At 50.8% G+C, this 22691-nt stretch carries 28 protein-coding genes, 1 tRNA gene and 1 pseudogene; 10 read left to right on the forward strand and 20 right to left on the reverse strand.

All coding sequences use genetic code 11. The features are described 5' to 3' along the window. Positions 1-5: 5 nt before the first annotated feature. Both E0E41_RS07620 and E0E41_RS18525 read right to left on the reverse strand, forming a co-directional pair. Positions 6-458, reverse strand: coding sequence for an RNA polymerase sigma factor (locus tag E0E41_RS07620; protein ID WP_278045193.1), 453 nt, complete (start codon positions 456-458; stop codon positions 6-8). 474 nt (positions 459-932) lie between these two features. Then, the gene (locus tag E0E41_RS18525; RefSeq protein ID WP_154666632.1) at positions 933-1079 is read right to left on the reverse strand and encodes a hypothetical protein; all 147 of its coding nucleotides are present in this window, start codon (positions 1077-1079) and stop codon (positions 933-935) included. A 126-nt stretch (positions 1080-1205) separates the two neighbouring features. On the opposite strand from E0E41_RS18525, the gene E0E41_RS07625 reads away from it, so the two are divergent. The 3 genes from E0E41_RS07625 to E0E41_RS07635 all read left to right on the forward strand — a co-directional run bounded on the left by E0E41_RS07625 (position 1206) and on the right by E0E41_RS07635 (position 4215). After that, positions 1206-2081, forward strand: coding sequence for an Rgg/GadR/MutR family transcriptional regulator (locus E0E41_RS07625; protein WP_130869386.1), 876 nt, complete (start codon positions 1206-1208; stop codon positions 2079-2081). 220 nt (positions 2082-2301) lie between these two features. Next, positions 2302-2559: a hypothetical protein gene (locus E0E41_RS07630; RefSeq protein ID WP_130869387.1), complete on the forward strand. Its 258-nt coding sequence runs from the start codon at positions 2302-2304 to the stop codon at positions 2557-2559. Between the two features lie 3 nt (positions 2560-2562). Next, positions 2563-4215: a recombinase family protein gene (locus E0E41_RS07635; protein ID WP_130869388.1), complete on the forward strand. Its 1653-nt coding sequence runs from the start codon at positions 2563-2565 to the stop codon at positions 4213-4215. An 86-nt stretch (positions 4216-4301) separates the two neighbouring features. On the opposite strand, the gene hpf is transcribed toward E0E41_RS07635, so the two are convergent. The 3 genes from hpf to E0E41_RS07650 all read right to left on the reverse strand — a co-directional run bounded on the left by hpf (position 4302) and on the right by E0E41_RS07650 (position 5797). Then, on the reverse strand, positions 4302-4847 hold the full coding sequence (gene hpf / locus E0E41_RS07640) for a ribosome hibernation-promoting factor, HPF/YfiA family (RefSeq protein WP_130869389.1): 546 nt from the start codon (positions 4845-4847) through the stop codon (positions 4302-4304). A gap of 139 nt (positions 4848-4986) precedes the next feature. Continuing rightward, a complete protein-coding gene (locus tag E0E41_RS07645; protein ID WP_130869390.1) occupies positions 4987-5400 on the reverse strand; it encodes a NifB/NifX family molybdenum-iron cluster-binding protein in 414 nt (137 codons plus the stop codon). Position 5401: 1 nt separating this feature from the next. Beyond that, positions 5402-5797, reverse strand: coding sequence for a DUF134 domain-containing protein (locus E0E41_RS07650; RefSeq protein ID WP_130869391.1), 396 nt, complete (start codon positions 5795-5797; stop codon positions 5402-5404). 205 nt (positions 5798-6002) lie between these two features. Here E0E41_RS07650 and E0E41_RS07655 point away from each other — a divergent pair, with 205 nt between their 5' ends. Next, positions 6003-6251, forward strand: a complete 249-nt coding sequence (locus E0E41_RS07655) for a hypothetical protein (protein WP_130869392.1) — start codon at positions 6003-6005, stop codon at positions 6249-6251. A gap of 190 nt (positions 6252-6441) precedes the next feature. Then, positions 6442-6918 carry an IS200/IS605 family transposase gene (gene tnpA / locus E0E41_RS07660; protein ID WP_130869097.1) on the forward strand — a complete coding sequence of 159 codons (477 nt, stop codon included), beginning with the start codon at positions 6442-6444 and terminating at the stop codon, positions 6916-6918. A 272-nt stretch (positions 6919-7190) separates the two neighbouring features. On the opposite strand, the gene E0E41_RS07665 is transcribed toward tnpA, so the two are convergent. Continuing rightward, a complete protein-coding gene (locus tag E0E41_RS07665; RefSeq protein ID WP_130869393.1) occupies positions 7191-8036 on the reverse strand; it encodes a pyridoxamine kinase in 846 nt (281 codons plus the stop codon). A 207-nt stretch (positions 8037-8243) separates the two neighbouring features. On the opposite strand from E0E41_RS07665, the gene E0E41_RS07670 reads away from it, so the two are divergent. Beyond that, a tRNA-Leu gene (locus E0E41_RS07670) sits at positions 8244-8328 on the forward strand. A 116-nt stretch (positions 8329-8444) separates the two neighbouring features. Then, positions 8445-9296, forward strand: coding sequence for an ABC transporter six-transmembrane domain-containing protein (locus tag E0E41_RS07675; protein WP_130869394.1), 852 nt, complete (start codon positions 8445-8447; stop codon positions 9294-9296). A 43-nt stretch (positions 9297-9339) separates the two neighbouring features. Here E0E41_RS07675 and E0E41_RS07680 read toward each other — a convergent pair whose 3' ends face one another. The 8 genes and pseudogenes from E0E41_RS07680 to E0E41_RS07710 all read right to left on the reverse strand — a co-directional run bounded on the left by E0E41_RS07680 (position 9340) and on the right by E0E41_RS07710 (position 15492). Beyond that, complete coding sequence (locus tag E0E41_RS07680) at positions 9340-10602, reverse strand: recombinase family protein (protein WP_130869395.1); 1263 nt, start codon at positions 10600-10602, stop codon at positions 9340-9342. After that, entirely contained in the window at positions 10599-10850 is a 252-nt protein-coding gene (locus E0E41_RS07685) for a hypothetical protein (protein WP_130869396.1), read from the reverse strand. The genes E0E41_RS07680 and E0E41_RS07685 overlap by 4 nt, the downstream gene beginning before the upstream one ends. A gap of 14 nt (positions 10851-10864) precedes the next feature. Next, positions 10865-12274: a recombinase family protein gene (locus E0E41_RS07690; RefSeq protein WP_130869397.1), complete on the reverse strand. Its 1410-nt coding sequence runs from the start codon at positions 12272-12274 to the stop codon at positions 10865-10867. Between the two features lie 80 nt (positions 12275-12354). Beyond that, entirely contained in the window at positions 12355-12612 is a 258-nt protein-coding gene (locus E0E41_RS07695) for a hypothetical protein (protein ID WP_130869398.1), read from the reverse strand. A gap of 93 nt (positions 12613-12705) precedes the next feature. Further along, on the reverse strand, positions 12706-13140 hold the full coding sequence (locus tag E0E41_RS18920; protein ID WP_242623850.1) for a hypothetical protein: 435 nt from the start codon (positions 13138-13140) through the stop codon (positions 12706-12708). Positions 13141-13489: 349 nt separating this feature from the next. After that, positions 13490-13888 (reverse strand): annotated as a pseudogene (locus E0E41_RS19345) (relaxase/mobilization nuclease domain-containing protein); the annotation flags it as partial. A gap of 21 nt (positions 13889-13909) precedes the next feature. Continuing rightward, complete coding sequence (locus E0E41_RS07705) at positions 13910-14317, reverse strand: plasmid mobilization protein (RefSeq protein WP_207303204.1); 408 nt, start codon at positions 14315-14317, stop codon at positions 13910-13912. After that, on the reverse strand, positions 14305-15492 hold the full coding sequence (locus tag E0E41_RS07710; protein WP_130869400.1) for an AAA family ATPase: 1188 nt from the start codon (positions 15490-15492) through the stop codon (positions 14305-14307). Before E0E41_RS07710 ends, E0E41_RS07705 begins: the two co-directional genes overlap by 13 nt. 199 nt (positions 15493-15691) lie before the next feature. On the opposite strand from E0E41_RS07710, the gene E0E41_RS07715 reads away from it, so the two are divergent. Continuing rightward, positions 15692-16786: a DUF6076 domain-containing protein gene (locus tag E0E41_RS07715; protein ID WP_130869401.1), complete on the forward strand. Its 1095-nt coding sequence runs from the start codon at positions 15692-15694 to the stop codon at positions 16784-16786. A gap of 70 nt (positions 16787-16856) precedes the next feature. Here the strand turns inward: E0E41_RS07715 and E0E41_RS07720 are convergent, their stop codons facing one another. Further along, entirely contained in the window at positions 16857-17153 is a 297-nt protein-coding gene (locus tag E0E41_RS07720) for a DUF6809 family protein (protein ID WP_130869402.1), read from the reverse strand. 315 nt (positions 17154-17468) lie between these two features. Between E0E41_RS07720 and E0E41_RS07725 the strand changes: the two genes are divergently transcribed. Then, entirely contained in the window at positions 17469-17684 is a 216-nt protein-coding gene (locus E0E41_RS07725; protein ID WP_130869403.1) for a hypothetical protein, read from the forward strand. Here the strand turns inward: E0E41_RS07725 and E0E41_RS07730 are convergent. The 5 genes from E0E41_RS07730 to E0E41_RS07750 form a co-directional block, all read right to left on the reverse strand. Further along, positions 17667-17885 carry a hypothetical protein gene (locus tag E0E41_RS07730; protein ID WP_130869404.1) on the reverse strand — a complete coding sequence of 73 codons (219 nt, stop codon included), beginning with the start codon at positions 17883-17885 and terminating at the stop codon, positions 17667-17669. The two genes, E0E41_RS07725 and E0E41_RS07730, sit on opposite strands and share 18 nt — an antisense overlap. A gap of 593 nt (positions 17886-18478) precedes the next feature. Beyond that, positions 18479-18883, reverse strand: a complete 405-nt coding sequence (locus E0E41_RS07735) for a pyridoxamine 5'-phosphate oxidase family protein (protein ID WP_130869405.1) — start codon at positions 18881-18883, stop codon at positions 18479-18481. Positions 18884-18975: 92 nt separating this feature from the next. Further along, positions 18976-19953: an NADH:flavin oxidoreductase gene (locus E0E41_RS07740; protein WP_130869406.1), complete on the reverse strand. Its 978-nt coding sequence runs from the start codon at positions 19951-19953 to the stop codon at positions 18976-18978. Positions 19954-19977: 24 nt separating this feature from the next. Then, positions 19978-21351: an MATE family efflux transporter gene (locus E0E41_RS07745; protein ID WP_130869407.1), complete on the reverse strand. Its 1374-nt coding sequence runs from the start codon at positions 21349-21351 to the stop codon at positions 19978-19980. Between the two features lie 143 nt (positions 21352-21494). Further along, positions 21495-22283: a MerR family DNA-binding transcriptional regulator gene (locus E0E41_RS07750; protein WP_130869408.1), complete on the reverse strand. Its 789-nt coding sequence runs from the start codon at positions 22281-22283 to the stop codon at positions 21495-21497. A gap of 105 nt (positions 22284-22388) precedes the next feature. On the opposite strand from E0E41_RS07750, the gene E0E41_RS07755 reads away from it, so the two are divergent. Continuing rightward, positions 22389-22652, forward strand: coding sequence for a TIGR03905 family TSCPD domain-containing protein (locus E0E41_RS07755; protein WP_130869409.1), 264 nt, complete (start codon positions 22389-22391; stop codon positions 22650-22652). The last annotated feature ends 39 nt before the right edge of the window (positions 22653-22691 follow it).

A 22691-nucleotide genomic window follows, 5' to 3' on the forward strand; every position in this document is an offset into this window, starting at 1 on the left:
AAGTTTTACTTGACTTTTGTTAGCAGGTCTTTGGATTTCAAGTCTTTTCGCAGTTCGTTCAATGTCTTTGTCCTGTGGCGTTGGACGGCGCTGCGGGACATACCAACAAAATCACCCACTTCTCTGTCTGGAAGTTCCAGCGCATAATGTAGAATTAAAATCTGCTGCTCACATTCCGGCAAACTTACAAAAGCGTCTGCCACTAATTCGCTCTGAATATACAGAACATAGCCAAACGCCGAAAATGCAAACCTGTTGCTGGGGTATTCGTCTACGGTATAAAGTTTATCCATTTCGTGTTGGGACAAGGCGCTTAACTGGATTGCTCGTTTCCGCTGGCGGTTTAGTTCCCGGAAGTAGCTGATGGCCTCATGGCGGAGAACGGTTTTGCAGAAAGCGTCGAACTGGTGCCGTGCTCCATATTCATCAAACACAAACATTATCTTCTCACCCCCGATCTGCGGGAGAGTGAGAAGTTGAGGTTGGGGCTACCGCCCCTTGCATTTATGTTGTTGCGGCAGTTCCGGCCCGCACCGAAAGACCGCAATAACAACTCGGTAAAAGCGAATGTGATATGCTGATTATTTACATCGTATAGTACATCTTTTAGCCTAAACCTCTCCCATGCCGAGAACAGGCTTTTTTTGAGAAGCTATGTGTTTGGTGCATTAGCATGGCGGTTTCCTCCATAACCGCCGTTCCTGTGCAGGGCAAACGAAAGCGGCGGCCTTGATTTCTCAAAGCCGCCGCTGGTCGTATGGGCGTGTCAAATGGCTGCTAGGCGACAGCTTTTTTCTTTTGCCGTCGTTCGGCAGATTCTTTGATATTTATAAGCTCTTGTATACTATCCTAACCCCAATGTAGGGAACGTGAAATAGTAGCCATACATTTGGCAGGTCATAGATACGCTTGTCTAGTAATGGGGGAACAACTTACAGCGAAAAGACACTTTTTAACGCTTTCCCTAAGAGTTCGATTTTGCCTATCTTTTCCAAATCTTTTCGTAGCTTTTCTTCACTGCCATTTTTCCCGGCAACAACCTTAATGATTTTTGTTCCCGGGATAGTGCTTTTTTTCATTTGCAGCATCTCCTTTCTCCCTCATTATAAAATCCATGGCTATCAGTGCAAAATAAGTCCGAGTATTCAGACCATCTTTATTTGGATGTGATATAATGGATATTAATAGAGCAAGAGGTGAGAATTATGGAAACATACGGTATCACGATTCGTAAGATTAGATTAAGCAAAGGTTTTTCCCATAAAGAAATATATACTGGCATTTTGAGTAAGTCCTTTGCCATTGATTTCGAGAAAGGGATGTATGACATCAAGTTCAATCTCATGTTGAGAATTTTGGATAGGCTAATGATTTCTGTAGATGAGCTTCTTCTGATACATAGCCAGTACAAAACAACACCTTGTCAAGAACCTTTGCTAAATGTTAATCTTGAGCGAATAAAAAACGATCCATTATATTCTGCTGATATAGAGAAGAAGTTATATGATGAAATGACGGCAAATAAAACCTCATCAAGCAAATTACAACACGCAGAAATAGTAGCATTAAGATCTGTATATGGAAATCCTGATTATCAAAATTCATCCGAGTATCAAGCAGCTAAAAGCTACATTCAGAAATATCTATTTGATGTGGAAACCTGGTCATTATCTGAATTTCGTATATTTTCAGATATGAGCTTTATATTTGAGAATGGTGATGTGAAAACCTCACTTTTTCTTACCGCGTGGGATACTTTGGAAAAATACAGAGCACATCCAGATTATCAAGTATATCTATCTCATTTGCTAGTGAATAATCTTTATCAACTGATTTGCAGCAGGCAATATACCATTGCGAAAAGAGCAATCGATAAACTGCAAGAATTAACGATCGATCCCAATATGCTATCTTGGAAAGTTCCGATGCTCTATTATGACGGTTTGTTAAACTACGTAACAGGCAATCCGCAATCAGGTCTATCAAAGATCAAAAAGGCAAAGCAGATTTATCATCTATGTGGCAATGACTTTATGGTTGAGCAAATGGAAATTGGCCTAAAACATCTGCAAAATCCATAGAAAGAAGCAATGAACTAATCTATACAAAGTTCTCATTTTGCGGGCAGATTCCGTCCTTTCCAGCGTATTATTGGCGAAGCAAAAAACAAGGGTTTGGGAAGCTCCCAACAAGCAAAAATCTCCGCTCCGGCAGCAGGCCAGAAACGGAGATTTTGCGGAAGTGTGGCCACACTTCCTATGCTTGCTCTGTTGTGACTTCCCCGGAAAGGACGGGAACGGAATGGAAAGGAAACGAAGCACCAAAGAGAGCGATTATCTCCCAAAACGGGGAAATCCGCTGCAAGAAACCGTCTGTTATAAGCTCGGCGGGACGGTCTATGAAGTACATACTTCCTGCGGTGGGACGGAGCCACTTTATGACAAAATGGTGCGGCTTATTCGTTCGGAAGCCATTGCCACATCTGCTGACAAAGAGGACAAACCGCAGTATAATAAGGACAGCAACCTGTTTGTCGGGCGTTCATTACAGGAGGAATGAACCATGACAGCAAACACCAATTATCCCGACAACATTACCGCTTTATACGCCCGCCTGTCCCAAGAGGACGCGCTGGACGGCGAGAGCAACAGCATAGCCAATCAAAAGAAAATCCTTTTGAAGTACGCAACCGACAATGGTTTCCCTAATCCAACTTTCTTCATTGACGATGGTGTGTCCGGGGTAACATTTGACCGTCCGGGCTGGAATGAGATGATCCGGCTGGCCGAAGCAGGAAAGGTTAGAACCGTCATTGTCAAGGATATGTCCCGCATGGGCCGGGACTATCTGAAAGTGGGCTACTATACCGAGAGTTTCTTTGCCGAGCGCGATATTCGGTATATCGCCATCAATGACGGCGTGGACAGCGACAAGGGGGACAACGATTTTACCCCTTTCCGTAATCTGTTCAATGACTTCTACGCCCGCGATACCAGCAAGAAAATCCGGGCTGTTATGCGAGCCAAAGGAAACGCCGGGGAACATCTTTGCACCAATCCGCCCTACGGGTATATGAAAGACCCGGCGGACAAAAAGAAATGGATTGTGGACGAGGAAGCCGCCGAAATCGTCAAACGGATTTTTGACCTGTGCATTGCAGGGAAAGGCCCCATGCAGATTGCCAAGCTGCTGACCGCTCAACACGTTCTGACGGTTAAAGCTCACTATGCCCAACGGGACGGAAAGCCGCTGCCGGAGAAGCCGTACCAATGGAGTCCAAAGTCTGTCGCGGGGATATTGGAGCGGCCAGAGTACACCGGCTGTACGGTGAATTTCAAGACCTATTCCAAATCCCACAAGCTGAAAAAGCGGCTGCATAACGCCCCAGAGAATCAGCGGATTTTCCCCAATACCCAGCCCGCCATTATCGAAGAACAAGTCTTTGCACGGGTACAGGAGTTGCGGGAGAACAAACGCCGCCCGGCCAAGCAAGCCGAACGGCAAGGGTTGTTTTCTGGCCTGCTGTACTGCGCCGACTGTGGAAGCAAGCTGCATTTCGCCACAGGTAAAAACATGACACCGCAGCAAGACTGCTATCGTTGTTCCCGGTATAAGAGTAATACGGGTGATTGTACCATGCACTTTATCCGGGAAGAAACGCTGAAACTGTTTGTGTTGCAGCGGATTTTCGATGTGACGGCACTGTTCTTTGACGATGCCATGGCATTTGAGGAAGCCGCAAGAAAGCAGCGTTTTCAAGAAGCGGAAAAAGAGGCCAAGAAACGCAGGCGTGAAATTGCCCAAGCGGAAAAGCGTATTGCCGAACTTGACCGCATTTTCAAGCGCATCTATGAGGACGACATCAGCGGGGCGATCAGCCATGAACGGTTCTTGAAACTCTCCGCCGACTATGAGGCGGAACAAAGAGAACTAACGGAGCAGGTCAAGACATGGCGGGAAGCGGTAGAAACCTTTGAACAGGATCAAGCCGATTTTGCCAGCTTTGCAGCCATTGTTCGGAAGTATGTGGGTATCCGGGAACTGACGCCCACCATTGTCAATGAGTTTGTAAAGAAGATCATCGTCCATGCGCCGGATAAGTCCAGCGGCCACCGCAGGCAGAAGATTGAACTGGTCTGGAACTTCATCGGAGAAGTCAACCTGCCGGGCGACGATCAGACCGTGGAACGGCAAAGAAAAGGCAGGACGGCATGACCTTTCCGCCATGCCGCCCTGCGACAATCAAATTACTTCCTTATGGGGGCGTACCTTTCGCGGCGCGCCCTGCTGTTTTTTGTTGCTTACGTCTCGTCCTCAATGAGGCCGTAGTCTCCATCGTTGCGCTTATATACCACGGAGAACCGTCCGTCCTGATCCACATCCTTGAAGGCGAAGAAGGTGTGGCCTACCAGTTCCATCTGAAGCACCGCCTCGTCCACCGTCATGGGCTTGATGGGGAACTTCTTGCTGCGGACGATCTTGTACTCCTCCTCGTCGGTCTCAGGAGCGAAGGAAGAGATCTCCTCGGCATCCACGCTGCGGGTGAAGGCGTCCTGACGCAGGCGCTTCTCCAGACGGGTCTTATTTCTGCGCAGCCGGCGCTCCACGGAGGAGACGGCGGCGTCGATGGTGGCAAACATGTCGGAGGTGCTCTCCGCCACACGGATGATGGTGCCGCCGGAGCGGATGGTCAGCTCCACGTTGTTACGGCCCTTCTCTACGCTGAAGACGATGGCGGCCTCCGCGTCCGCCTTAAAATAACGGTCTAACTTGCCCACCTTTTTCTCCGCGTAGGCGTGGACCTTGTTAGGCAGATTGACTTTCTTGTCGGTAAACACGAACTTCATAGTTTTCAGCTCCTTCCGCCCTCCGGGGAGGGCCTTGCTGGAACCGGCTCTCACCGGTTCCCTGCTTTGATTATACCACGAAGTTCGCCAAATGCCACAACTAATTTGAAAATTTTCTGCGCAATTTCACCAATAGCACTTAGCCGCAGCTATGGCCGTGGCCGCCGCAGTGGTGTCCCTCGCCATGGCTGCCGCAGTCATGTCCCTCACCGTGGTCATGGTGGTGGGCGCACACCGTGTCGGGGTCATAGTTCAGGCTGCCGCCCAGCAGGGCGTTCACCTGAGCGTCGGCGTCGCCGGAAGCACCGGGGAACAGCTGGATCCCCGCCTGAGCCAGAGCGTTGCGGGCACCGCCGCCGATACCGCCGCAGATCAGGGCATTCACCCCGTGGGCGTGGAGGAAACCGGCCAGAGCCCCGTGGCCGCTGCCGTTGGTGTCCACCACCTGAGCGGATACCACCTTCCCGTCCTGCACCTCATAGATCTTGAACTGCTCCGTGTGTCCGAAGTGCTGAAATACCTGTCCATTCTCATAAGTTACCGCGATCTTCATTTCAGTTACCTCCTGCATCGTTTTTTCTCTGATTGCAGCTCCCGCATCCGCAGCGCCGCCTGCCGCAGTCCCGCCGGGCGCAGTCCCGACCGGCACACTCCTCTGCCTGGGCACATAGCATGTAGTCGCCGCCTGAAATCACCAGCCGCCGCCCCTCTACAAGGGCCAGGGCCAGTTTCCGCCTGGCCTGGTCGTAGACCTGCTGCACCGTGGAGCGGGCCACTCCCATCTGCCGGGCGCACTCCTCCTGGGTACAGCCCAGCAGGTCGATCAGCCGGATGGCCTCATATTCCTCCAGCGCCATTCCCACCGGCTCGGAGCGCTCTCCCTCCAGCGGGCCGAAGCTGCTGCACCGCGGCAGGGCGCAGATCCGTCTGCATTTCTTTGGCCGGGGCATGCTCATCTCCTCCATTTCTGGCTTATGCCATTTATTTTAGCACGTTTCCGGCATATGTCAATAATTAGTTTTCACGCAATTTCACCATTTACTTTTCACTTGTTCCAACTCTTTCGTCCGCAATGATTTCGTTCAGTCTGCCCATTGTATCTGAAGATCATCTGTACTATACTCTCACACGGTCAGACGCAAGGAGGTACAGCTTATGGTCTTTGATCTGAAAATCAATTCTATTTCCGAGCTGGCCGATCTTCAGCAGCTTGCTTTCCATGCGGATAAGCCGGTGTATATTGCCAACAAGGACGGCACCATCCGGGTAGACGCCCGTTCTTTCCTGGGCCTGTTCGCGCTGGACTACTCCAAGCCCATGAAGGTGGTCACCGATTCTCTGTATGTGGTGCGTATGCTGGAGATCAAGCGGCGCGCTCAGGATGCGTCCATGGCTCACGCCTGAGCCGGAAACATAAAAATCCCCCGGCACAGCTCCGCTGTGCCGGGGGATTGCTTTGTTACCGCTTCAGCGCAACGACAACCCCCAGCTATGCTGGGGAGAGTAAAAAGAATTATATAGTGAAAAAACCTTCTGGTAGAATGGAAGTTGCGGTCGGCCAACTGCAACACCAAAGAACCAGGAGGTTTTTTCGATGAAAGAAAAAGATATAGGGAGTTTGCAACATACGACATGGAGATGTCAATACCATATCGTATTCGCGCCCAAATATAGACGGCTAGCGATATATGGACAAATCAAGAAGGATATCGGACAAATTCTGCGGAAATTGTGTGAGCAAAAAGGTGTGGAAATTATAGAAGCAGAAGCGTGTCCGGATCATATTCACATGCTAATCAGCATACCGCCCAGGTACAGTGTATCACAAATCATGGGGTATCTCAAAGGGAAAAGCAGTCTCATGATATTCGACCGGCATGCGAATTTAAAATACAAGTACGGAGACCGGCATTTCTGGGCAAGAGGGTATTATGTGGATACAGTGGGGCGCAATAAGAAGCAGATACAGGAGTACATCCGGCATCAATTAGAGGAGGACCGGATTGCAGACCAGATCAGCATCAAGGAATTTATCGACCCGTTTACGGGTAGCAAGAATCCCAAGGCATAAAAATAGCCCCTTCAGGGGCCGGCCATGAGTCAGCAATGCAGTTGGCCGACCCATTCNGAGGAGGACGGGATTGCAGACCAGATCAGCATCAAGGAATTTATCGACCCGTTTACGGGTAGCAAGAATCCCAAGGCATAAAAATAGCCCCTTCAGGGGCCGGCCATGAGTCAGCAATGCAGTTGGCCGACCCATTCACGGCCCCTTTAGGGGCGTTGTCCGTATTGTGCCCTTCTAGGGCTTACTCAAGCCCCCGGCTTAGCCGGGGGTCCTGACTATTCGGTCATCAGTTCCCGCAGCAGCGGTTCGAACTGGACGCCATCCAAAACAGGAGTGCCCAGCTCCAGGGTATAGGCCACACAGCGCTGCACGAAATCCGCACCTCTCTGGGCGGCCCGTTCCAGGCTTTCACCCCGCAGCAGGGAACCCAGCACCACGCTGGCAAACAGATCGCCTGTCCCGGGGAAATGCTCCGGTTCCTGATGGGCCATAGCAAATCCTGTGCACCCGGCAGCCCGGTCAAAGAACCCGGCACCGATCTGTCCCGGTTCCAGGCTGACTCCGGTCAACACCACGGAACGCCTTCCGTCCATACTCAGCCGCTCCAGCCAGCGGCGGATCTCCTGTTCGTCACCGGGGAGATTCTCATACGCCTCTCCCAGCAGCAGGGCAGCCTCCGTCAGGTTGGGGGTGATCACGTCCGCCTGTGCTGCCAGCTGCCCCATCCGACGGCACATTTCCGGCGTATAGGTGCGGTAGGGCTTTCCGTGGTCTCCCATCACCGGATCCACCAGGATCAGGGTCTCCCTGGTGCGGAACCGGCGGTAAAAGTCCTCGATCAGGTCGATCTGCCCCTCAGAGCCCAGGAATCCGCTGTATATCGCGTCAAAAGTCACGCCCAATTCCGCCCAATGGCTGGCTGTTCCGGCCATCTGTCCGGTCATGTCCAGGAAGGTGGCTTTCTCACTGGCCGGAAAGGCGGTGTGGGCAGACAGGTAGGCAGTGGGCAGGGGGCAGCACTGCCCGCCCATAGCGGCCAGCACCGGCAGAACAACCGTCATAGAACAGCGTCCAAATCCTGAGATATCCTGAATTGCCGCAATCCTCGGCGCACGCGCCATATTGCTCCCTCCTCACGATGACGTCAACAGTCTTTATTATACCTGCATCGCTCCGGAAGTGCAATTGACAATTTTCCTGTCCGATGCTAAACTGAATACATTCTGCGGGCGTGGTGGAATTGGCAGACTCGACGGATTTAGGTGCTGTCACCTCAGTGAAGAATTACCGTTCCTTTTCCGGTGCCCGCGATCTTTAAAACTAAATATGCGCCTGTGATGGAATTGGTAGACATGCGAGATTTAGGTTCTCGTGCAGCGATGCGTGTGGGTTCGAGTCCCTTCAGGCGCACCAGCAGAAAGCTACATTTTAGCCTTGTAAATGAGGTTAAAATGTGGCTTTTACTTTAAGAAACCAAACGGTTTTGCTATAATCAAAATTACAAATATAGTAAGAAAAGGAAAATAAGTATGAGACTTTTAGTTTCTGAAATTTTTAGAGTGTATAAAAAAGCCCCTCTACAGATTTTATCTATTTGGCTTATGGATTTATTTGAGGCGCTTATTATAGTGGCTAATCCTTATGTGATCGGGAAGTGCATTGATGGACTTCTTCAGCAGGACATTGTTTGGCTAATTGTTCTTATTGTATTAGAAGTTTTATTTGGGATCTCAAGGACACTAAACAAATTGCTTGATACTCGTGTATATAGTCGAATCGTTAAAGAAGAAAGTATTTCTTATTACTCCCGTATTTCTGGTACAAGCGCAGTTGATTCTTTAATCAATGCACGCTTAGACTTGGTAAATGATATCCCCAATTTTTTAGAAATAAATCTTTTCCAGATTCTCAATATGACTCTGGGAATTATTATTTCTCTAATTTTCTTATATTCTGAGTCTAAAACTTGCGTCTTCTGGGCGGCAATTAGTACAGTTATATTTATCCCATGGATTACATATCCGTTCCAGTCCAAAATGACTTGTAACTATAAAAAATATAAAACTATGGATGAAAAACGTATCGATGCAATATCCAGCAGAAATATTAAGACATATAGCGATTTTATTCATGAAATTTTAAACATAGGAGTACAAAATTCTGATTTAGATGCAAGAATTTTTATTTTGACGCACTTACTTCACATCGGACTTTTAGTCACCGCAATATGGTCAATTTTCAGCGCAGAAAACTTTACTGCTGGATTATTATTTTCAACTATTAATTATGTTAAGATGCTAAATAGTCATACTGCTGAAGTGAATGATAATATAATATTGCTGAAAGATTTAAAAGAAACCGCCGAGCGGCTAAAAGAATAATATGAGATGGATATGCTTTTTCAGAAAAGCTAATGCTCATTTTCTAATTGAGCTTCTCCATCACCAGTTTATCTATTTCTTGCTCTATTATTAAAAAATGTTTCTGTAACGATAAAATGTGGGCGTCGAGGACCGGTTTCCTCAACGCCCACATTTTTTGCAGTTTCACAAGTTTCTCCATCTCTTTAACTTGGCTATCCCGAGCTGCCGTGAGGTACTCCCATACCATGGTATCCAGCTTTTCCTCGTGGATGCGGTGGGAGCTGCAATAGTTTTTTCCACTCCGGTGGTAGCCCTTGCAGACGTACTCTACACGCCGCTTGCCGTTCCAGTACCGGATCATGGGGATGAATACATTACCGCACTCCTGGCACCGGAGCAGCCCGGCATAGCGGTGCTTGGAGCGGTTTCCGTTGGCTGGCCGGGCCTGCTCGTTCAGCCTTTGCTGAGCCTGCTTCCATACATCCGGTTCCACGATGACCGGGAAGAAGTTTTCGTGGCGATACCATTCCGTCTGCTCCAATCGCTTTACCTTGCCACCCTGGGTCTCCGACCGATGGTTGATCAGTACTCCAGTATAGGCCTCTTCTCTCAGCACATTTTTTACACTGACATATGTCCAGAGATAGCGATTGTCTCTGGTTTTATACGCGGCCCGCACTTCTCGTCCGCACTGTTCATTCCTCAGCTGTGCCGGTGTCTTTCGGCCCAAATCATTGAGCCTGCGGGCGATCTCTTTCTGTCCAAAGCCCTGTAAGTACAGAGAATAGATCATCCGGACGGTTTCTGCCGCCTCTGGGTGGCGCTTGACCATGTTGGTGTTGCGATCTTTCCAGTAGCCAAAAGGAGGGGTAATCACGATGCCCTCCCGCTGCTTTTGCCGGTAACCGGACCGGATCTTTTTCCCGATATCCCTGGCGTAGTAGTCGTTCATCAGGCCACGGACGCCGATGACCAAATCATCCTCATCCGAGGCGGTGTCCAGTCCTTCTGTGACAGAGATCACCCGAACCCCACGTTCCCGCATGTAATCGATAAACAGGGCCGTCTGCGTCCTGTGCCGCCCCAGGCGGGAGAGATCCTTGACGAGGACAGCGTCCAGCCTGCCGGCATCCACAGCCGCCGTGAGCTCGTCCAGCCCACGGCGGCTAAAGTTCATACCGCTGGCATTATCATCAGTGGACTGTCCTATAATCTGGTGGCCCTGCCGTTCTGCAAAGGCTCGGCAGAGCTTCTGCTGATTCATCAGGGAATTCATCTCGCAGTCGTCATCATTGGATAATCTGGAATAGATCCACACCCTCATGCGATCCCTCCGTCTTCCCAGAATTTGTTCATAATGCTGTGCCCCAACCGATCAAAGTCATAGCTCTGAGAGAGATAACACTCGGTTTGTTCTCCGTTCTCATAGGTGTCCAGGTGATCGCGGAAGGGAGCCTTCAGACAAATATTCAGCGAGAGTTTTCCATCTTCCTCATGCACATAGATCTTGTCCACCAGTAGGCGCAGATGGGCTTCGGACAGATGCTCATCTTTCAGGATGTCATCCATCATACTGATGTCTCTCTTCAGCTTGGCCTGGCCTGCCGGCTGCGCAGAGTTTCCTCAATGTTTTGCAGTTCTTCAATCTGCTTTTGGGCCGCTGCGATCTCGGCTTCCCGTTTCTGGATCATCCGGTCATAGCGCTCGGCGTTGGCTTTGTCCCGAATCCGTTCCATCAAGATGGCCTCCATTTCTTCCTCCAGCATGGCGATTCGCTCCTGCTGCTTTTTGATCTGTGCGGTAGCGGCACTGGCCTTGGGCTGCCATTGGTCAATCAGCTGGTCCATCGCCTGAAAATTGGCCTCATACATTTTCTTGGTTTGGATCAGCTCCTTGGTGATGAGCTCATCCAGGATACGCTCATCCACCGTGTGGGAGGAGCAGTATTCCTTTCCGTACCTGTGATAGGTGTCACAGTGATACTCCACCCGCTCTTCGCCTTTTAAATGGATTCGTTTTCCCACAAAGGTGCGGCCGCAGCCCTCACGGCGCAGGAGGCCTCCATACCGCAGGATACTCTGATTGGTTCCGGCCCGGACATTTTGTTTCTTCCTCTCTGCCAGCAACACCTGAGCCCGCTCCCAAATTTCTCTGGATACAATGGGAGGGAAGAAGTTCTCGTGCCGGAATTGCTCCTTGGGTTCCGTGAATCGGAAGGTCTTGTTGATCTTATTACGCTCGCTTTTATGGCAGATCAGCGTACCGATGTAACTCTCGTCTTGCAGAATGCGGCCCACCATCCTCCCATCCCAGAGGTACTTTTTTATGATACCGTCCTGGGTATTTGGAGCGTGCTTATTCAGCAGTCCCAGCTGCGTCAGCGCCGGGGTTTTCCGCTTTTGCTCATTGAGCATTTTGGCGATTGCCCTGAGGCCATGACCTCCGATATAGGCTGTGAAAATCATCCGGACCGTTTCAGCAGCTTCCTCTACAACCACTACCTGCTTGGTGTTCTTGTCTTTGAAGTATCCAAAGGGCGGAATCATGACAATGCCCTCTTTTTGCTTCTGACGATATCCCGTGCGGACTCGCCGGCTGCCGTCCCGAGCATAGAAGTCATTGACCAGTCCCTTGAATCCAATGATGAGATCATCCGCCTCATTAAAGGTTTCAATATTTTCCGTGTCGGAGAGCACTCGAACCTTGTGTTCCCGCAGATAGTCGATAAACAGAGCGGTCTGGGTGCGGTGCCGTCCCAGACGGGAGAGGTCTTTCACCACGATGGCCTCGATCAGTCCGGCCTCCACTGCCTCATAGATTTTATCGATTCCGGCACGATTGAAGTGCATGCCGCTGACATTGTCATCGAAGGATTCGCCCACCACTTCGTGTCCATTGGTAATGGCGTAGTGGTAGATGATATTCCGCTGGTTGCTGAGGGAATTGAGTTCCTTGTCCTCATCTCTGGAGAGACGATAGTAGAGCCAGACTTTCACTCACGGTACCTCCTCTCTGGTAGAGTTGATTTTGCAAACAGAACATATCACAGACATCTGTGAATAGCCATGAAAAGATCTCAGTTATGATTCGATTCTACCAAACCGACAACCTGTTGTTCTTCTGCTTGTACGAAAGGGTTATCTACGGCAAGGTAATCATGAATCAGCATTTTCAGAAATGCGTCAAATTGAGTGTCACTCCCCACATAGGAGTACATAACACTGGATAGTTCAGACTTTGGGTTTCTCTTTCCCATAGGCTCCTTTCCGCCCGATTCGGGCTGCGTTAAAATACAGAGACTACATACTCTGCTGCCAGTTTTGTTCTTCTGCACGATCGTCCTCCTTGTGGCCGAGGGCGATTTTCTTTTGTCGCTCCTGGCGAAGCGTTTTCCAGTCGGTGTGCTGGTGTATGGTGGTAGCATCTCTTACGGGATCAGCATCTTGACCACGCTCCAGAGAGCGGCCAAGCCGGACCAGATCACCTGCAAGACTACCATGCCCACCAGGGTACCCAGCAAAATCAGAGCCAGCCATACCATAACCGACATCGCCGTACCCAGGCTGGGCGGAGAAATAGAAAACTCTTTCTTCTTCCCAGCCTGTCGCAGCAGTGCCTGTATCTCTGCCACATCCCGCGCCAGTTCCTCCATCTGCGTCTGGGTGGGACACGGTTCCCTCCGGCTGGAAACCTCCCGCAGAAGGGCTGTGTGAGCCGCTGTGTGCCGCTCCAGCTCGTCCAGCCGTTGGAGCAGTTCCTGCCACTCCTCCTTGCTGGGACAGTTCTGCGGCATCATAGACTGCGGAGCGTTCCTCCGTTTCAATTCCTCCATGGACAATCGCTGCCCGGATTCTGAACTCATGTTCCATGACCTCCTTGGTGTACTTTTTCTCGTGGAGCCGGTCATCCCGACACTTCATTCCCTTGGGTGTGGTGTAGGTGATGTTCTTTCTGCTATCCGTCCACCGCACCTGATACCCCTCGCTCTCCATCAGGGAAATGAATTCCTCCTTGCTGGCAGCGCACCTCATACACTGGTCAATGGTGTTCATGAGGCGGAACTTCCAACTTTCACCCTTCGCGGCGGATCGGTACTCTCTGGTGCCCATCCGCTTTTGTTTTACCTGCTTCTGCGGCGGCGGAAGGATCTCCAAGCCATGGGCAACGCATATTTCATCGTTGGCCATCCGGTGGGCCTGCAGGTCGGCGGCACTCTGGTGGAGCTTCTTACCATCCTGGAAGCTCACACTGTTCACCACCAGGTGATTGTGGAGGTGACCTGTGTCCACATGGGTGGCAACCAACACTTCGAAGTTGGGAAACTCCCGCTGGGCCAACTTCAGCCCTATCGCGTGAATCTCCTGTGGGGACAGGTCATCCTGCTTGTCAAAGGACTGCACGAAGTGGTAGTACTGACGGCCTTCTGTTTTATGGAAGTGTTCTTTTGTGAGCTGCATCTCGGAGCAGACACTTTGGGCGGTGCAGTTCCAGCCGGAGACCAGCCGACGATCTTTCCATGTGGTTTTCTCCCCCTGCTGGACGTATCTCAGCACACCGCCCAGAGCACCTCTGCCGCCGCCACGATTTTTGATTGCGGTGAAGGTTGCCATCTCGTCGACACCTCCTCCATATCATTCGCTTCCAGCCTGATTGGCTGAAAGCTCACTCATTCCAGGGTGTCTCCTCTCCCCACAAAAGCGGTCCACCACTTTTGTGGGGGCCCCACTTACCTCCCGCAGAAGCTCCCGGAGCTGTTCATAAATCTTTCCGTAATTCTCTGCCAGCGCGTCACCCTTCACAACTGTTACCCGTCCCATGTTGGCCAGGGTGGTGAGCTGATTCAGATTACGCCCCTGGGCTTTCAGCTCAGACAGCACCTGCTCCAGTCCTTCTACCCGCACGATCTCTTTTCCCAACCCGCTGTAGCATAGGTAGTCGGTGACCGTCAGGCCAGCGGCTTTGGCCCGTTCCTGAATGGCTTTTTTGACTCTGGGCGTCACTCGAAGGGTGATGATTTCCGTCTTTTTTACTCTCTGCATTGCTCCTCCTTTTCCCCCTCAGGGGCCGGGCACGGGGCAGCGCCCCGAACCTGTGCATGGCGTATAGCCGGGCGCGATGCTTGCCCTCCCCGAAGGGAGGAATCCGCATCCACGGCCCCCGCCATGCCCCCTCCATCCGGCTGCTCAACAACGGCAGGGTCGATGGGGACGATATCTGTGGCAGCGGAATCATCGACACCATCGACCCTACAAAGGCAGATAAGCCGCTCACCATTACTTTTTCTGAAGGTCACTGAAATGCCGCTGCGCCTTAGAGTGTCAACGTTTTTCCGGATTTGGTGAGAGAAACTGTTGGGAGAAAAGCCCTCGATGCCGACAGGGTCGATCTTTTCCAGCAGCGCTCTGGAAGTAGCACAGATTACTGGCTGCTCCTGTAGCAGTGCAGAGAGAAGAAGACGGATCCGTCCTCCAGGCTGCCCTGCTTGCTTACAGTCATCTGAGAGCAGGTTCCAGATGTGAGTTTCATTGCCGAACTCCAGGGACAGCTCCCGGTAGGCGATGTCCCTGCCAGTGCAGTAGAGGGTGGCGGTGTTCTCTCTGCGTTTACTCTTGCGGAGTACAAAGTTAGAATCCGTCGCGCCGCTTAAGCCTGTGGTGCCGGAGATCATGTTCATGGGATCATCGTCGTTCATCTTCCGCAGATGGTGGATCAGCAGTACCGCGATGCGGTGCCGGTCTGCCAGTGCTTTGAGAACACCAATGTCCCGATAGTCGTTGGCGTAGGGGTTTGCCTCATTCCCAGTGGATCGGATACGCTGGAGCGTGTCGATGACCACTAGGCCAGTGGCAGGATGCTCTTGGAGAAACTGCTCCATCTGATTTACTAACCCATTGTGGAGCTGTTCGGACATCACAGCGAAGTGCAGCGTCGATGGCGCATCTTCGGTGAGATCAAAGAGCCTGCTTTGAATACGCTGAAAGCTGTCTTCCAGACAGAGATAGAGAACTTCGCACGGGCGAGTGGAAAAGTTCCAGAGTGGTTTCCCTTGAGCTACCTGGAGGCACAGCCACAGCGCCAGCCAGGACTTGCCGATCTTCGGTGCTCCCGCCAGCAGGTGCAGCCCAGGAGGCAGCAGCTCCTCCACAAGAAAGGAAATCGGTTCATAGGCAATGGTCTGCAAGGTATCGGCGTCAATGGTATGTAATCTTGTCATAAAGTCTCCTCCTCCCGGTATATGGTGCAGCACGGTCATATTGAATACCTGATTAATTTATGATATAATCATCGGGTACAAGCACAGTATAACAGATCCAAATCCTGTTTCAAGGGCTTGGAGCACGGTTTCAACTCCACAAACGCAAGATGGGTAAAAGCTGAAAACTCTATCGGGTACAGAGGGAGTGTGGCAGATCATGTACTACATGAATCATGACGCCGTGGATTATTTCCGGGTGGACTTCACACCAGACGAGAGTATTGTAGGAGGAAAACATTATCCGCTGGGAACATTTGCAGCAGAGGCGCTGGAGTGCGGGTGGAAGGCATCCGCAAACATCCGCCAGCCGCTGGAGCATTTCCAGGAAGAATTTCAGATTTTCCTGTCTGCCAGAGATCCCTCCAGCGCGGCTATGGCTCTCCATGCCATGGAGCAGCTGTGGCGGGCACTGGGGGAGTTGCCTCTCTACAATAAGCTGCTGCCAGGATACAAGCGAATGATCGCGCTGATTCCCTATCTCCGCGAGCACCCGGATGTGGTGAACGAGATGCTGACACCGGGGACACCCCGCCATGAAGGGTACACCCGTTGGATGGAGAAATTGGAGCGGCTGGAAGATGAACTGCGTGCCTTCGTAAAAAATTCTGAGTGGATGCTGACAGAGTTCTTTCAGGATCTCCCCACCAGGCGGCGGCAGGACTATATCCATGCCTATGCCGGTTACCGAACCGTCATGGAGGATGCACTCCGCCAGAAGAAGGAGCTGGAGGACGAAGGCGAAACATGGCAGGAAGGGGCCGTGGATCTGGACACGATCACATTTGAGTACCCTGTAAATCTCTCCCTGGTTCCCGTCATGGAATTAAAGTCCGGCCGATTGACGATGGCGGAACAGATGACCTTTGAAAGCCTCACCAGCTTTTTGTACATGGATCTGTACAAGGGGATAGCCGCCGGGAATTTGCCCCGGCGCTGCGCCCACTGCCATCGGTGGTTTTTGGCGGTGGGCGGATATGACACCTGCTACTGTGACCGAGTGGTACCGGGTACTGGCGGCAAGACCTGTCGGAAGGTAGGGGCCCATGCGCGGGAGAAGGAGAAGCAGAAGTCAGAGACTGCCGTCCGGGAGTACAGCCGGATCTACAACCGGCTGAAGGCTCGGAAACGCCGAGGGCGGCTTACCACGGATCAGTGGAACCGCCAGGTGGCTCAGGCACAGGAACTGAAGGACGCCTTCCTGGCCCGTCAGATTCCCCGGGCAGAGTATATTCAGAGACTGAATGAACTATAAAAAAGAAAGCCTGTCCCAAGATTGGCAGGCTTTCTTCCCGAAGACATATACAAGGTATTGTTTTACCCGATTAATCAAAGCGGACATCCGTCCCGGTCTTATCGTACCGAAACGGATGTCCGCTTCCATAGTGATTCAGTTCATTTGATAGTTCCCAGCCCAATTTGAATCCACAGAGAAAGCTGTCTATGGCGCGTTCCTCTGCAATCAGATTTTGGACATCCATGATCCGCAATACCAATTTTCTCTCTGGTTTTTCCAGCCGCTCAATGAGCTGCTGGTGGCAATCCTCTATCTCCTGTTCGGCCTTCTCCATGGGCAGAGGCGTGTAAAATCTGTCATACAGTAGTTTCAGGGTGTCGTTCATATGTCTTGCCTCCTGTCACCAAAACACCATAGCACACAAACAGCAGAATATCCAGCTAAAAACAGATATTCTACTGTACCAAAAAATTTGATCAATTGTTGATAAAAAATTCATAAAGGGGAAACAAGTGACAGCCAATGTCCGTAGTGTTTTGTTGACGAAGAACTTTTTTAAATAGATCCCCACTTTGAAGGTATTTACATCCGACTTACAATACGATACAATGAAAGCCAATATGAGGCGCTGGTGGTGGAGGTACATTCTCTGGACTGGCGCCTCATATTTTCATACTTTTGAATTTAGGAGGTGAACATCATGAATATTGAAAAGCTATATCTGTATTACTATGGCTTGACTACAAGGCTGCAGGAAGCAGAGCGGGCATTGGATAAGCTCGATAAGCAGCTGGCCCAAGGCAGCATCTTGCCTTCAACATTTATGAAATGTGAGCATCATCATCTTACTTATATTCAAAAAATATCTTATGAAAGAGTTTGTATAAAGCGTGAAATCTTACGCCGATGCGGTTGAGGTGAAGCTAATCGTATCTCTTTGCAGCAGGTTTCTTTTATGCTTAGAATACACACCATTTGTCTCTAAGATAGCTTCACCTTTAGGTTCCGTTGCCTTCATGGCGTGCGGGTTCAAGTCCCGCCGCCCGCACCATTGTCGGAGCAAGCTCTGTATCGCTTGCTCCGCTCCGACTTTTTTGTGAAAGTCTAACGTGCTCATGCCGCCGCTCCTCCTTTCCAAATCACAACCGCTTGCGCTGAGTTGTGATTTGGTCTCGGGTGCAAACCTGGAAACCCTGGCATCTATAGGTTTTGATGTCCCATTAAAAGCGATGGCTCTTTATAGACATAGGGAGATAACAGTAACAGCTTGTTCTTCGTACAGACGACGAGTATATAACTGGGCCTACCGTAATAATGGGAAGGTGTCAAAGTAATTCTCAGTGATATAGGTTGAATCTAGGGTTATCGTAGATGGTATCTTAAACTCTACACAATCAATTTATATTGCTTTCTTCTAGCCAGCACTCCTACGGCTGCCTTTTTTCTGTACTCTTCCCACCCATAGCAGGCTTTGCTTTTATTCTTATCTGGCCTTCTATACAGCAGAAACCCGGCCCATGATTGATCCCGGAACTGGGCTCTGCAGACAGATCAAGCGGTAGTTTCCCTACTTAGGGAAGCACCGCTTTGTTTGTAAGTCATTTAATCATTCGACCGTGTCACTTTGATACATGCCTCTGAAATCATGTAGTTGAATGTATCAAGCACGGTTTTGCTGGTCTTTCCTCAACTGATCGACATGCAGACATATTAAAGAGTAAGGGATTCCCGAATACCTGTCATCGTCCGAAATTCAGCGGTCGCGTTCTCCAGGTGGAACATCCCCAACTTTTTGCCTGTTGTCTCATTATACACCTGTTGCAAGAAAGGGGCCGCCGATATAGCGGCGTTAGCAATCTTGTAGTCTTTTTCAAAAACAGCCTTTCCGTAATAGCGCAAGAACACACGATCCTTGCAGACACAAAACTCAACAAAAGGATTTGCTTCCATCTGTCGATAGACATCTTTGAACGTACCAACGCCAAAGTAAAGGGTATCTCCGATCAGCATATGAAGACCAATCGGCCGGCATTTAGGCTTTCCCTCAGTCACAGTAGTCAGATAAACAACGGGTACATCTTTTAAAAACTGTTCTACTCTTTCAATATCTTTCATAACTTTTCTCCTTAGAATCAAGGGCAGAGTATCACTTTGCGGATATCGTTATGCATACGCCATCTTCTGATGATGAACATAAAGCTTAAAGCTCAATCTGCCCAGCGGGGATTTTTGAAGATTGCCCGGCCCACGCCAATGAGATCGGCGCAGCCCTCCTCCAGAAGGGCCTCGGCTTGGACCGGGGTGGTAACTCCTCCTGTCAGAAGGACGGGGAGGTGAACCGCCTGCTTCACAGGAACAGACAGATCCCGGAAATACCCGGGCTCCCCGTGACCGGGTCGGATAAAGCCGTTCATGCCACCGGTGAGATGGAACAGATCCACGCCGCTGTGTTCCAGCAGCCGACAGGCCTCCACACAGTCTTCGACGGTACTCCCTCCAGCCTCATAGTCACAGCCGCCCAGCCGAAGGGCAATGGGGAAGTCCTCGCCCACAGCCTGCCGGACTGCCTGGATGACCTCCCGGTGAAACCGGATGCGGTTTTCCACTGACTGAGGACCGTATGCATCGGTTCTCTGATTGGCCAGCGGGGAGAAAAATTGATTGAGGAGATAACCGTGGGCGGAGTGGATCTCTACCCCGTCAAAGCCTGCCTTCTTTGCCCGAAGGGCCGCCTGGGCAAACCATTCCGTGACCTGCCGGATCTGCTGGAGCGTCATCTCCGCAGGCAGTTCTTCCCGCTGCTTTGGGTGGTAGAGCGCGCTGGGGCCAACGGGAGTCTGCCCGGTGGTCTTGGACAGCGCGGCCGATCCCGCATGGCTGAGCTGAGCAAAGACTTTGACTCCCTCCTGATGGATACAGTCGGTGAGACGCTGAAGGGAAGAAATCACATCGTCAGATGCGATGGAGGTCTGACCGGGATGGGCCTTTCCTTGAAGGTGGATATAGCTATGTTCCGTAATAATCAGACCAATTTTGCTGTACTTGGCCCGCTCCCGGTAGTAGTCGCATACCGCATCGGTTACATAGCCGTTCTCGTCCGCCTTTGCGGTTGCCATAGGGGGCATCACCAGCCGGTTGGCCAGGGTCAGGTTCCGGATCGTAATGGGATCAGATATGTGGGTCATAAGAAACGTCCTCCATAGAAGAAATTATGTTATTGTATAGGCGTTGCGGCTGGTTTTTCTCCATTCCGCCAAGCCAAAGGCCAGCGCCAGAACAAAGGCGCAGGCATCACCTACCGGCCCGGCCCATAACGCACCTTCCACACCCAAAAAGCGGGGCAGAATCAACAGGGCTGGAAGTAAAAAGAGTACTTGTCGGGACAGGGAGATCAAAGTGGCCTGAAGCGGCTTTCCTACTGCCTGGAAAAAGGTACCCGTGCAAAGCTGGAATCCGTTCAAGAGGATCAACAGCAGGAAAATCTTCAGACTTTTGACCGCAAATTCGCGATACAAATCAGACTCCGAGCCGAAAATGCTGACGATTTGATCGGGAAACAGCTGAAACAGCAGAGTGCCTGCACCCATGACAATTGTGGAACAGACAATGGCCAAAAGGTAGGTTTTCTGGACCCGTGCTGTCTTTCCGGCACCATAGTTATACCCGATGATGGGCTGAGAGCCCACAGAAATCCCAATGACGATGCCGGTAATAATCTGATTGACTTTCATGGTAATGCCCAGAGTGGTCATGGGAATTTCGGCACCGTACTTGGAGACCGCGCCGTATTTGACGAGCACATTGTTCATTACTGTAATTACGATGGTGGCCGCCAGTTGAAGAAAGAAGCTGGAAATTCCAAGGCTGCACACTCTGCCGCATAGCTTCCACCGGGGGAGCAGGCAGTCAGGCGTCAGGGTGATGCACCGGAATCTTCTCAGGTAAAGCAGGGTCATGACACAGGAGACGATCTGCCCCAGAACTGTTGCAATGGCGGCTCCCCTTACCCCCATGTGAAAGACAAAAATAAATAGTGGGTCCAGAATCGTATTCAAAATTGCTCCGCTCAGCGTGGACAGCATGGCGTAGACCGGGCTTCCATCGGCACGGACAATGGAGTTAAACCCCATGCTGAACATATAAAAGGGGAATCCCAATACGATGATGTACCCATACTCCAGAGAGTAGGACATGGTGGCGTCGGTGGCGCCGAACAGGACACAGAGCGGTTTTAGAAATGCCAGAGACAGTATGGTCAGAAGAATACTGACTCCCACCGTCAGAGTAATGGTGTTGCCTACGCCCTGTGCGGCCCTCTGTCGGTCCTCCTGTCCCAAGCGCAGACTGAAGTAGGCCGTGGTGCCGTCTCCAATCATCAGGCCAAGGGCCAGAGCAATCACGGTGAGGGGCAAAATCACGTTGGTTGCGCCGTTTCCCAAATAGCCTACGCCGCGTCCGATAAAAATCTGATCTACAATGTTATACAGGGTACTGACCACCATAGAAATGATACTTGGAACAGCAAAGGTTCTAAGCAGCTTTCCAACCGGTTCATAACCCAGAGGATTTGTTTCCGCCTGCATGATTTTTCTTCCTCCGTTTTGGTTTTGATTCGGCGGGAAAATCCCCGCAATAGGCAATCTTAATCTTTCCCATAATAGGAAAGTCAAGAGGAAACTTTTTTAATCAAAGAGGGCACCGGGAAAACTCCCGGTGCCCTCTTAGGTCAAATTTGTTCCTGCAACTCCAGTAATGGCCCCTTCAGATCAAAGTTAGCAGAAGTCAGATTGGTGATAATGACCTGGCTTGCCTTGGGATGTTGGACAAAGTACTCAGAAATCAGTGCATCCACATGCCCCATTGCCTGTGCGGGTTCTTGCTGACAGATATAGTCCCCCTCGGGCAGCACTTCCAGGTTGGTAATCCCATCTTTCTGCTGGAGAACCTCCAGAAAGATATCGGTATCCATGCGGTCTCCCTGCCGCCGGGCGATCAGACCAATGGGAAAGGTAAAGGCGGGCAGCAAGCCCAGGGATTGTCCGCGGAGAAAGATTTTTGTGGAACTCTGCTTAAACGCCAACTCTCCGCCAGAGGAGGTGAAGGGTTCCCGCAAAATAAGCCGCCGGCGCATGTGCCGTCGATAGACACCCTCCTGCTGCTGATAGCGTTGGTTTTCTTCAATCCGGCGGAGCGCCTCCTCCATCTGCTGCATGGTGTTGCGGAGGTGGGCAAGCTTTTCCAGGGCCTTTTGCTGCCCATCCTGAAGCAGATGCCGGATATCCAATGTCTGATCGGGCTGCCGGTATCGTTCCGAATCCTTTAGGGAAATATTCAGCTCCAGACACATCAGAATCATGTCCATCTCCACCAGCTGCTCCAAAGCATAATACCGGTAACCTGTCTCCGGATCGGTATAGGCGGGAATCAGCGCTCCAATCCGCTCATAGTATCGCAGCGATTTGGGATTTACATTACGAAGCTTGGCAAAATCGCTGATGGAAAGATAGCCCTGCATCTGCACTTCCTCCTTGGTTGCCCCTTGACTTTCCTATAATGGGAAGGTTTATTTTGTTATTATACAGCAAGTCGTCAAGGATTTCCAGAGACAGGAGAGAACCGTATGATTTATGAGACCAAAGGCACCTGCGCCAAAGAAATTAAATTGGAAGTGGACCACGGCACCATCCGGTCGGTGGAATTTGTGCTGGGCTGCCCCGGCTTTACCCAGGCGCTCAGCCGCCTGCTGGTGGGGATGCGTGTGGAGGATGCGATTGCGCAGCTGAAAGGAATCCAGTGCCTGGATAAAGGGACTTCCTGTCCGGACCAGTTGGCCCTGGCCCTGGCACTGTCGCAATATCAGAAATCGGAGGAAAAACAGCTTTGAAAGTAAAGAATTTTCCCATTACAACGCTCACTATTAAAA

This window comes from Intestinimonas massiliensis (ex Afouda et al. 2020) (genome assembly GCF_900626285.1).
Classification (GTDB): domain Bacteria; phylum Bacillota; class Clostridia; order Oscillospirales; family Oscillospiraceae; genus Flavonifractor; species Flavonifractor massiliensis_A.

Bases quoted from the DNA above. Each gene is read 5' to 3' on its own strand.
- E0E41_RS18525 (WP_154666632.1), bottom strand. From the start codon at position 1,079: ATGAAAAAAAGCACTATCCCGGGAACAAAAATCATTAAGGTTGTTGCC.
- E0E41_RS07625 (WP_130869386.1), top strand. From the start codon at position 1,206: ATGGAAACATACGGTATCACGATTCGTAAGATTAGATTAAGCAAAGGT.
- E0E41_RS07630 (WP_130869387.1), top strand. From the start codon at position 2,302: ATGGAAAGGAAACGAAGCACCAAAGAGAGCGATTATCTCCCAAAACGG.
- E0E41_RS07635 (WP_130869388.1), top strand. From the start codon at position 2,563: ATGACAGCAAACACCAATTATCCCGACAACATTACCGCTTTATACGCC.
- hpf (WP_130869389.1), bottom strand. From the start codon at position 4,847: ATGAAGTTCGTGTTTACCGACAAGAAAGTCAATCTGCCTAACAAGGTC.
- E0E41_RS07645 (WP_130869390.1), bottom strand. From the start codon at position 5,400: ATGAAGATCGCGGTAACTTATGAGAATGGACAGGTATTTCAGCACTTC.
- E0E41_RS07650 (WP_130869391.1), bottom strand. From the start codon at position 5,797: ATGCCCCGGCCAAAGAAATGCAGACGGATCTGCGCCCTGCCGCGGTGC.
- E0E41_RS07655 (WP_130869392.1), top strand. From the start codon at position 6,003: ATGGTCTTTGATCTGAAAATCAATTCTATTTCCGAGCTGGCCGATCTT.
- tnpA (WP_130869097.1), top strand. From the start codon at position 6,442: ATGAAAGAAAAAGATATAGGGAGTTTGCAACATACGACATGGAGATGT.
- E0E41_RS07665 (WP_130869393.1), bottom strand. From the start codon at position 8,036: ATGGCGCGTGCGCCGAGGATTGCGGCAATTCAGGATATCTCAGGATTT.
- E0E41_RS07675 (WP_130869394.1), top strand. From the start codon at position 8,445: ATGAGACTTTTAGTTTCTGAAATTTTTAGAGTGTATAAAAAAGCCCCT.
- E0E41_RS07680 (WP_130869395.1), bottom strand. From the start codon at position 10,602: ATGAGGGTGTGGATCTATTCCAGATTATCCAATGATGACGACTGCGAG.
- E0E41_RS07685 (WP_130869396.1), bottom strand. From the start codon at position 10,850: ATGATGGATGACATCCTGAAAGATGAGCATCTGTCCGAAGCCCATCTG.
- E0E41_RS18920 (WP_242623850.1), bottom strand. From the start codon at position 13,140: ATGAGTTCAGAATCCGGGCAGCGATTGTCCATGGAGGAATTGAAACGG.
- E0E41_RS07705 (WP_207303204.1), bottom strand. From the start codon at position 14,317: ATGCAGAGAGTAAAAAAGACGGAAATCATCACCCTTCGAGTGACGCCC.
- E0E41_RS07710 (WP_130869400.1), bottom strand. From the start codon at position 15,492: ATGACAAGATTACATACCATTGACGCCGATACCTTGCAGACCATTGCC.
- E0E41_RS07715 (WP_130869401.1), top strand. From the start codon at position 15,692: ATGTACTACATGAATCATGACGCCGTGGATTATTTCCGGGTGGACTTC.
- E0E41_RS07720 (WP_130869402.1), bottom strand. From the start codon at position 17,153: ATGAACGACACCCTGAAACTACTGTATGACAGATTTTACACGCCTCTG.
- E0E41_RS07725 (WP_130869403.1), top strand. From the start codon at position 17,469: ATGAATATTGAAAAGCTATATCTGTATTACTATGGCTTGACTACAAGG.
- E0E41_RS07730 (WP_130869404.1), bottom strand. From the start codon at position 17,885: ATGAGCACGTTAGACTTTCACAAAAAAGTCGGAGCGGAGCAAGCGATA.
- E0E41_RS07735 (WP_130869405.1), bottom strand. From the start codon at position 18,883: ATGAAAGATATTGAAAGAGTAGAACAGTTTTTAAAAGATGTACCCGTT.
- E0E41_RS07740 (WP_130869406.1), bottom strand. From the start codon at position 19,953: ATGACCCACATATCTGATCCCATTACGATCCGGAACCTGACCCTGGCC.
- E0E41_RS07745 (WP_130869407.1), bottom strand. From the start codon at position 21,351: ATGCAGGCGGAAACAAATCCTCTGGGTTATGAACCGGTTGGAAAGCTG.
- E0E41_RS07750 (WP_130869408.1), bottom strand. From the start codon at position 22,283: ATGCAGGGCTATCTTTCCATCAGCGATTTTGCCAAGCTTCGTAATGTA.
- E0E41_RS07755 (WP_130869409.1), top strand. From the start codon at position 22,389: ATGATTTATGAGACCAAAGGCACCTGCGCCAAAGAAATTAAATTGGAA.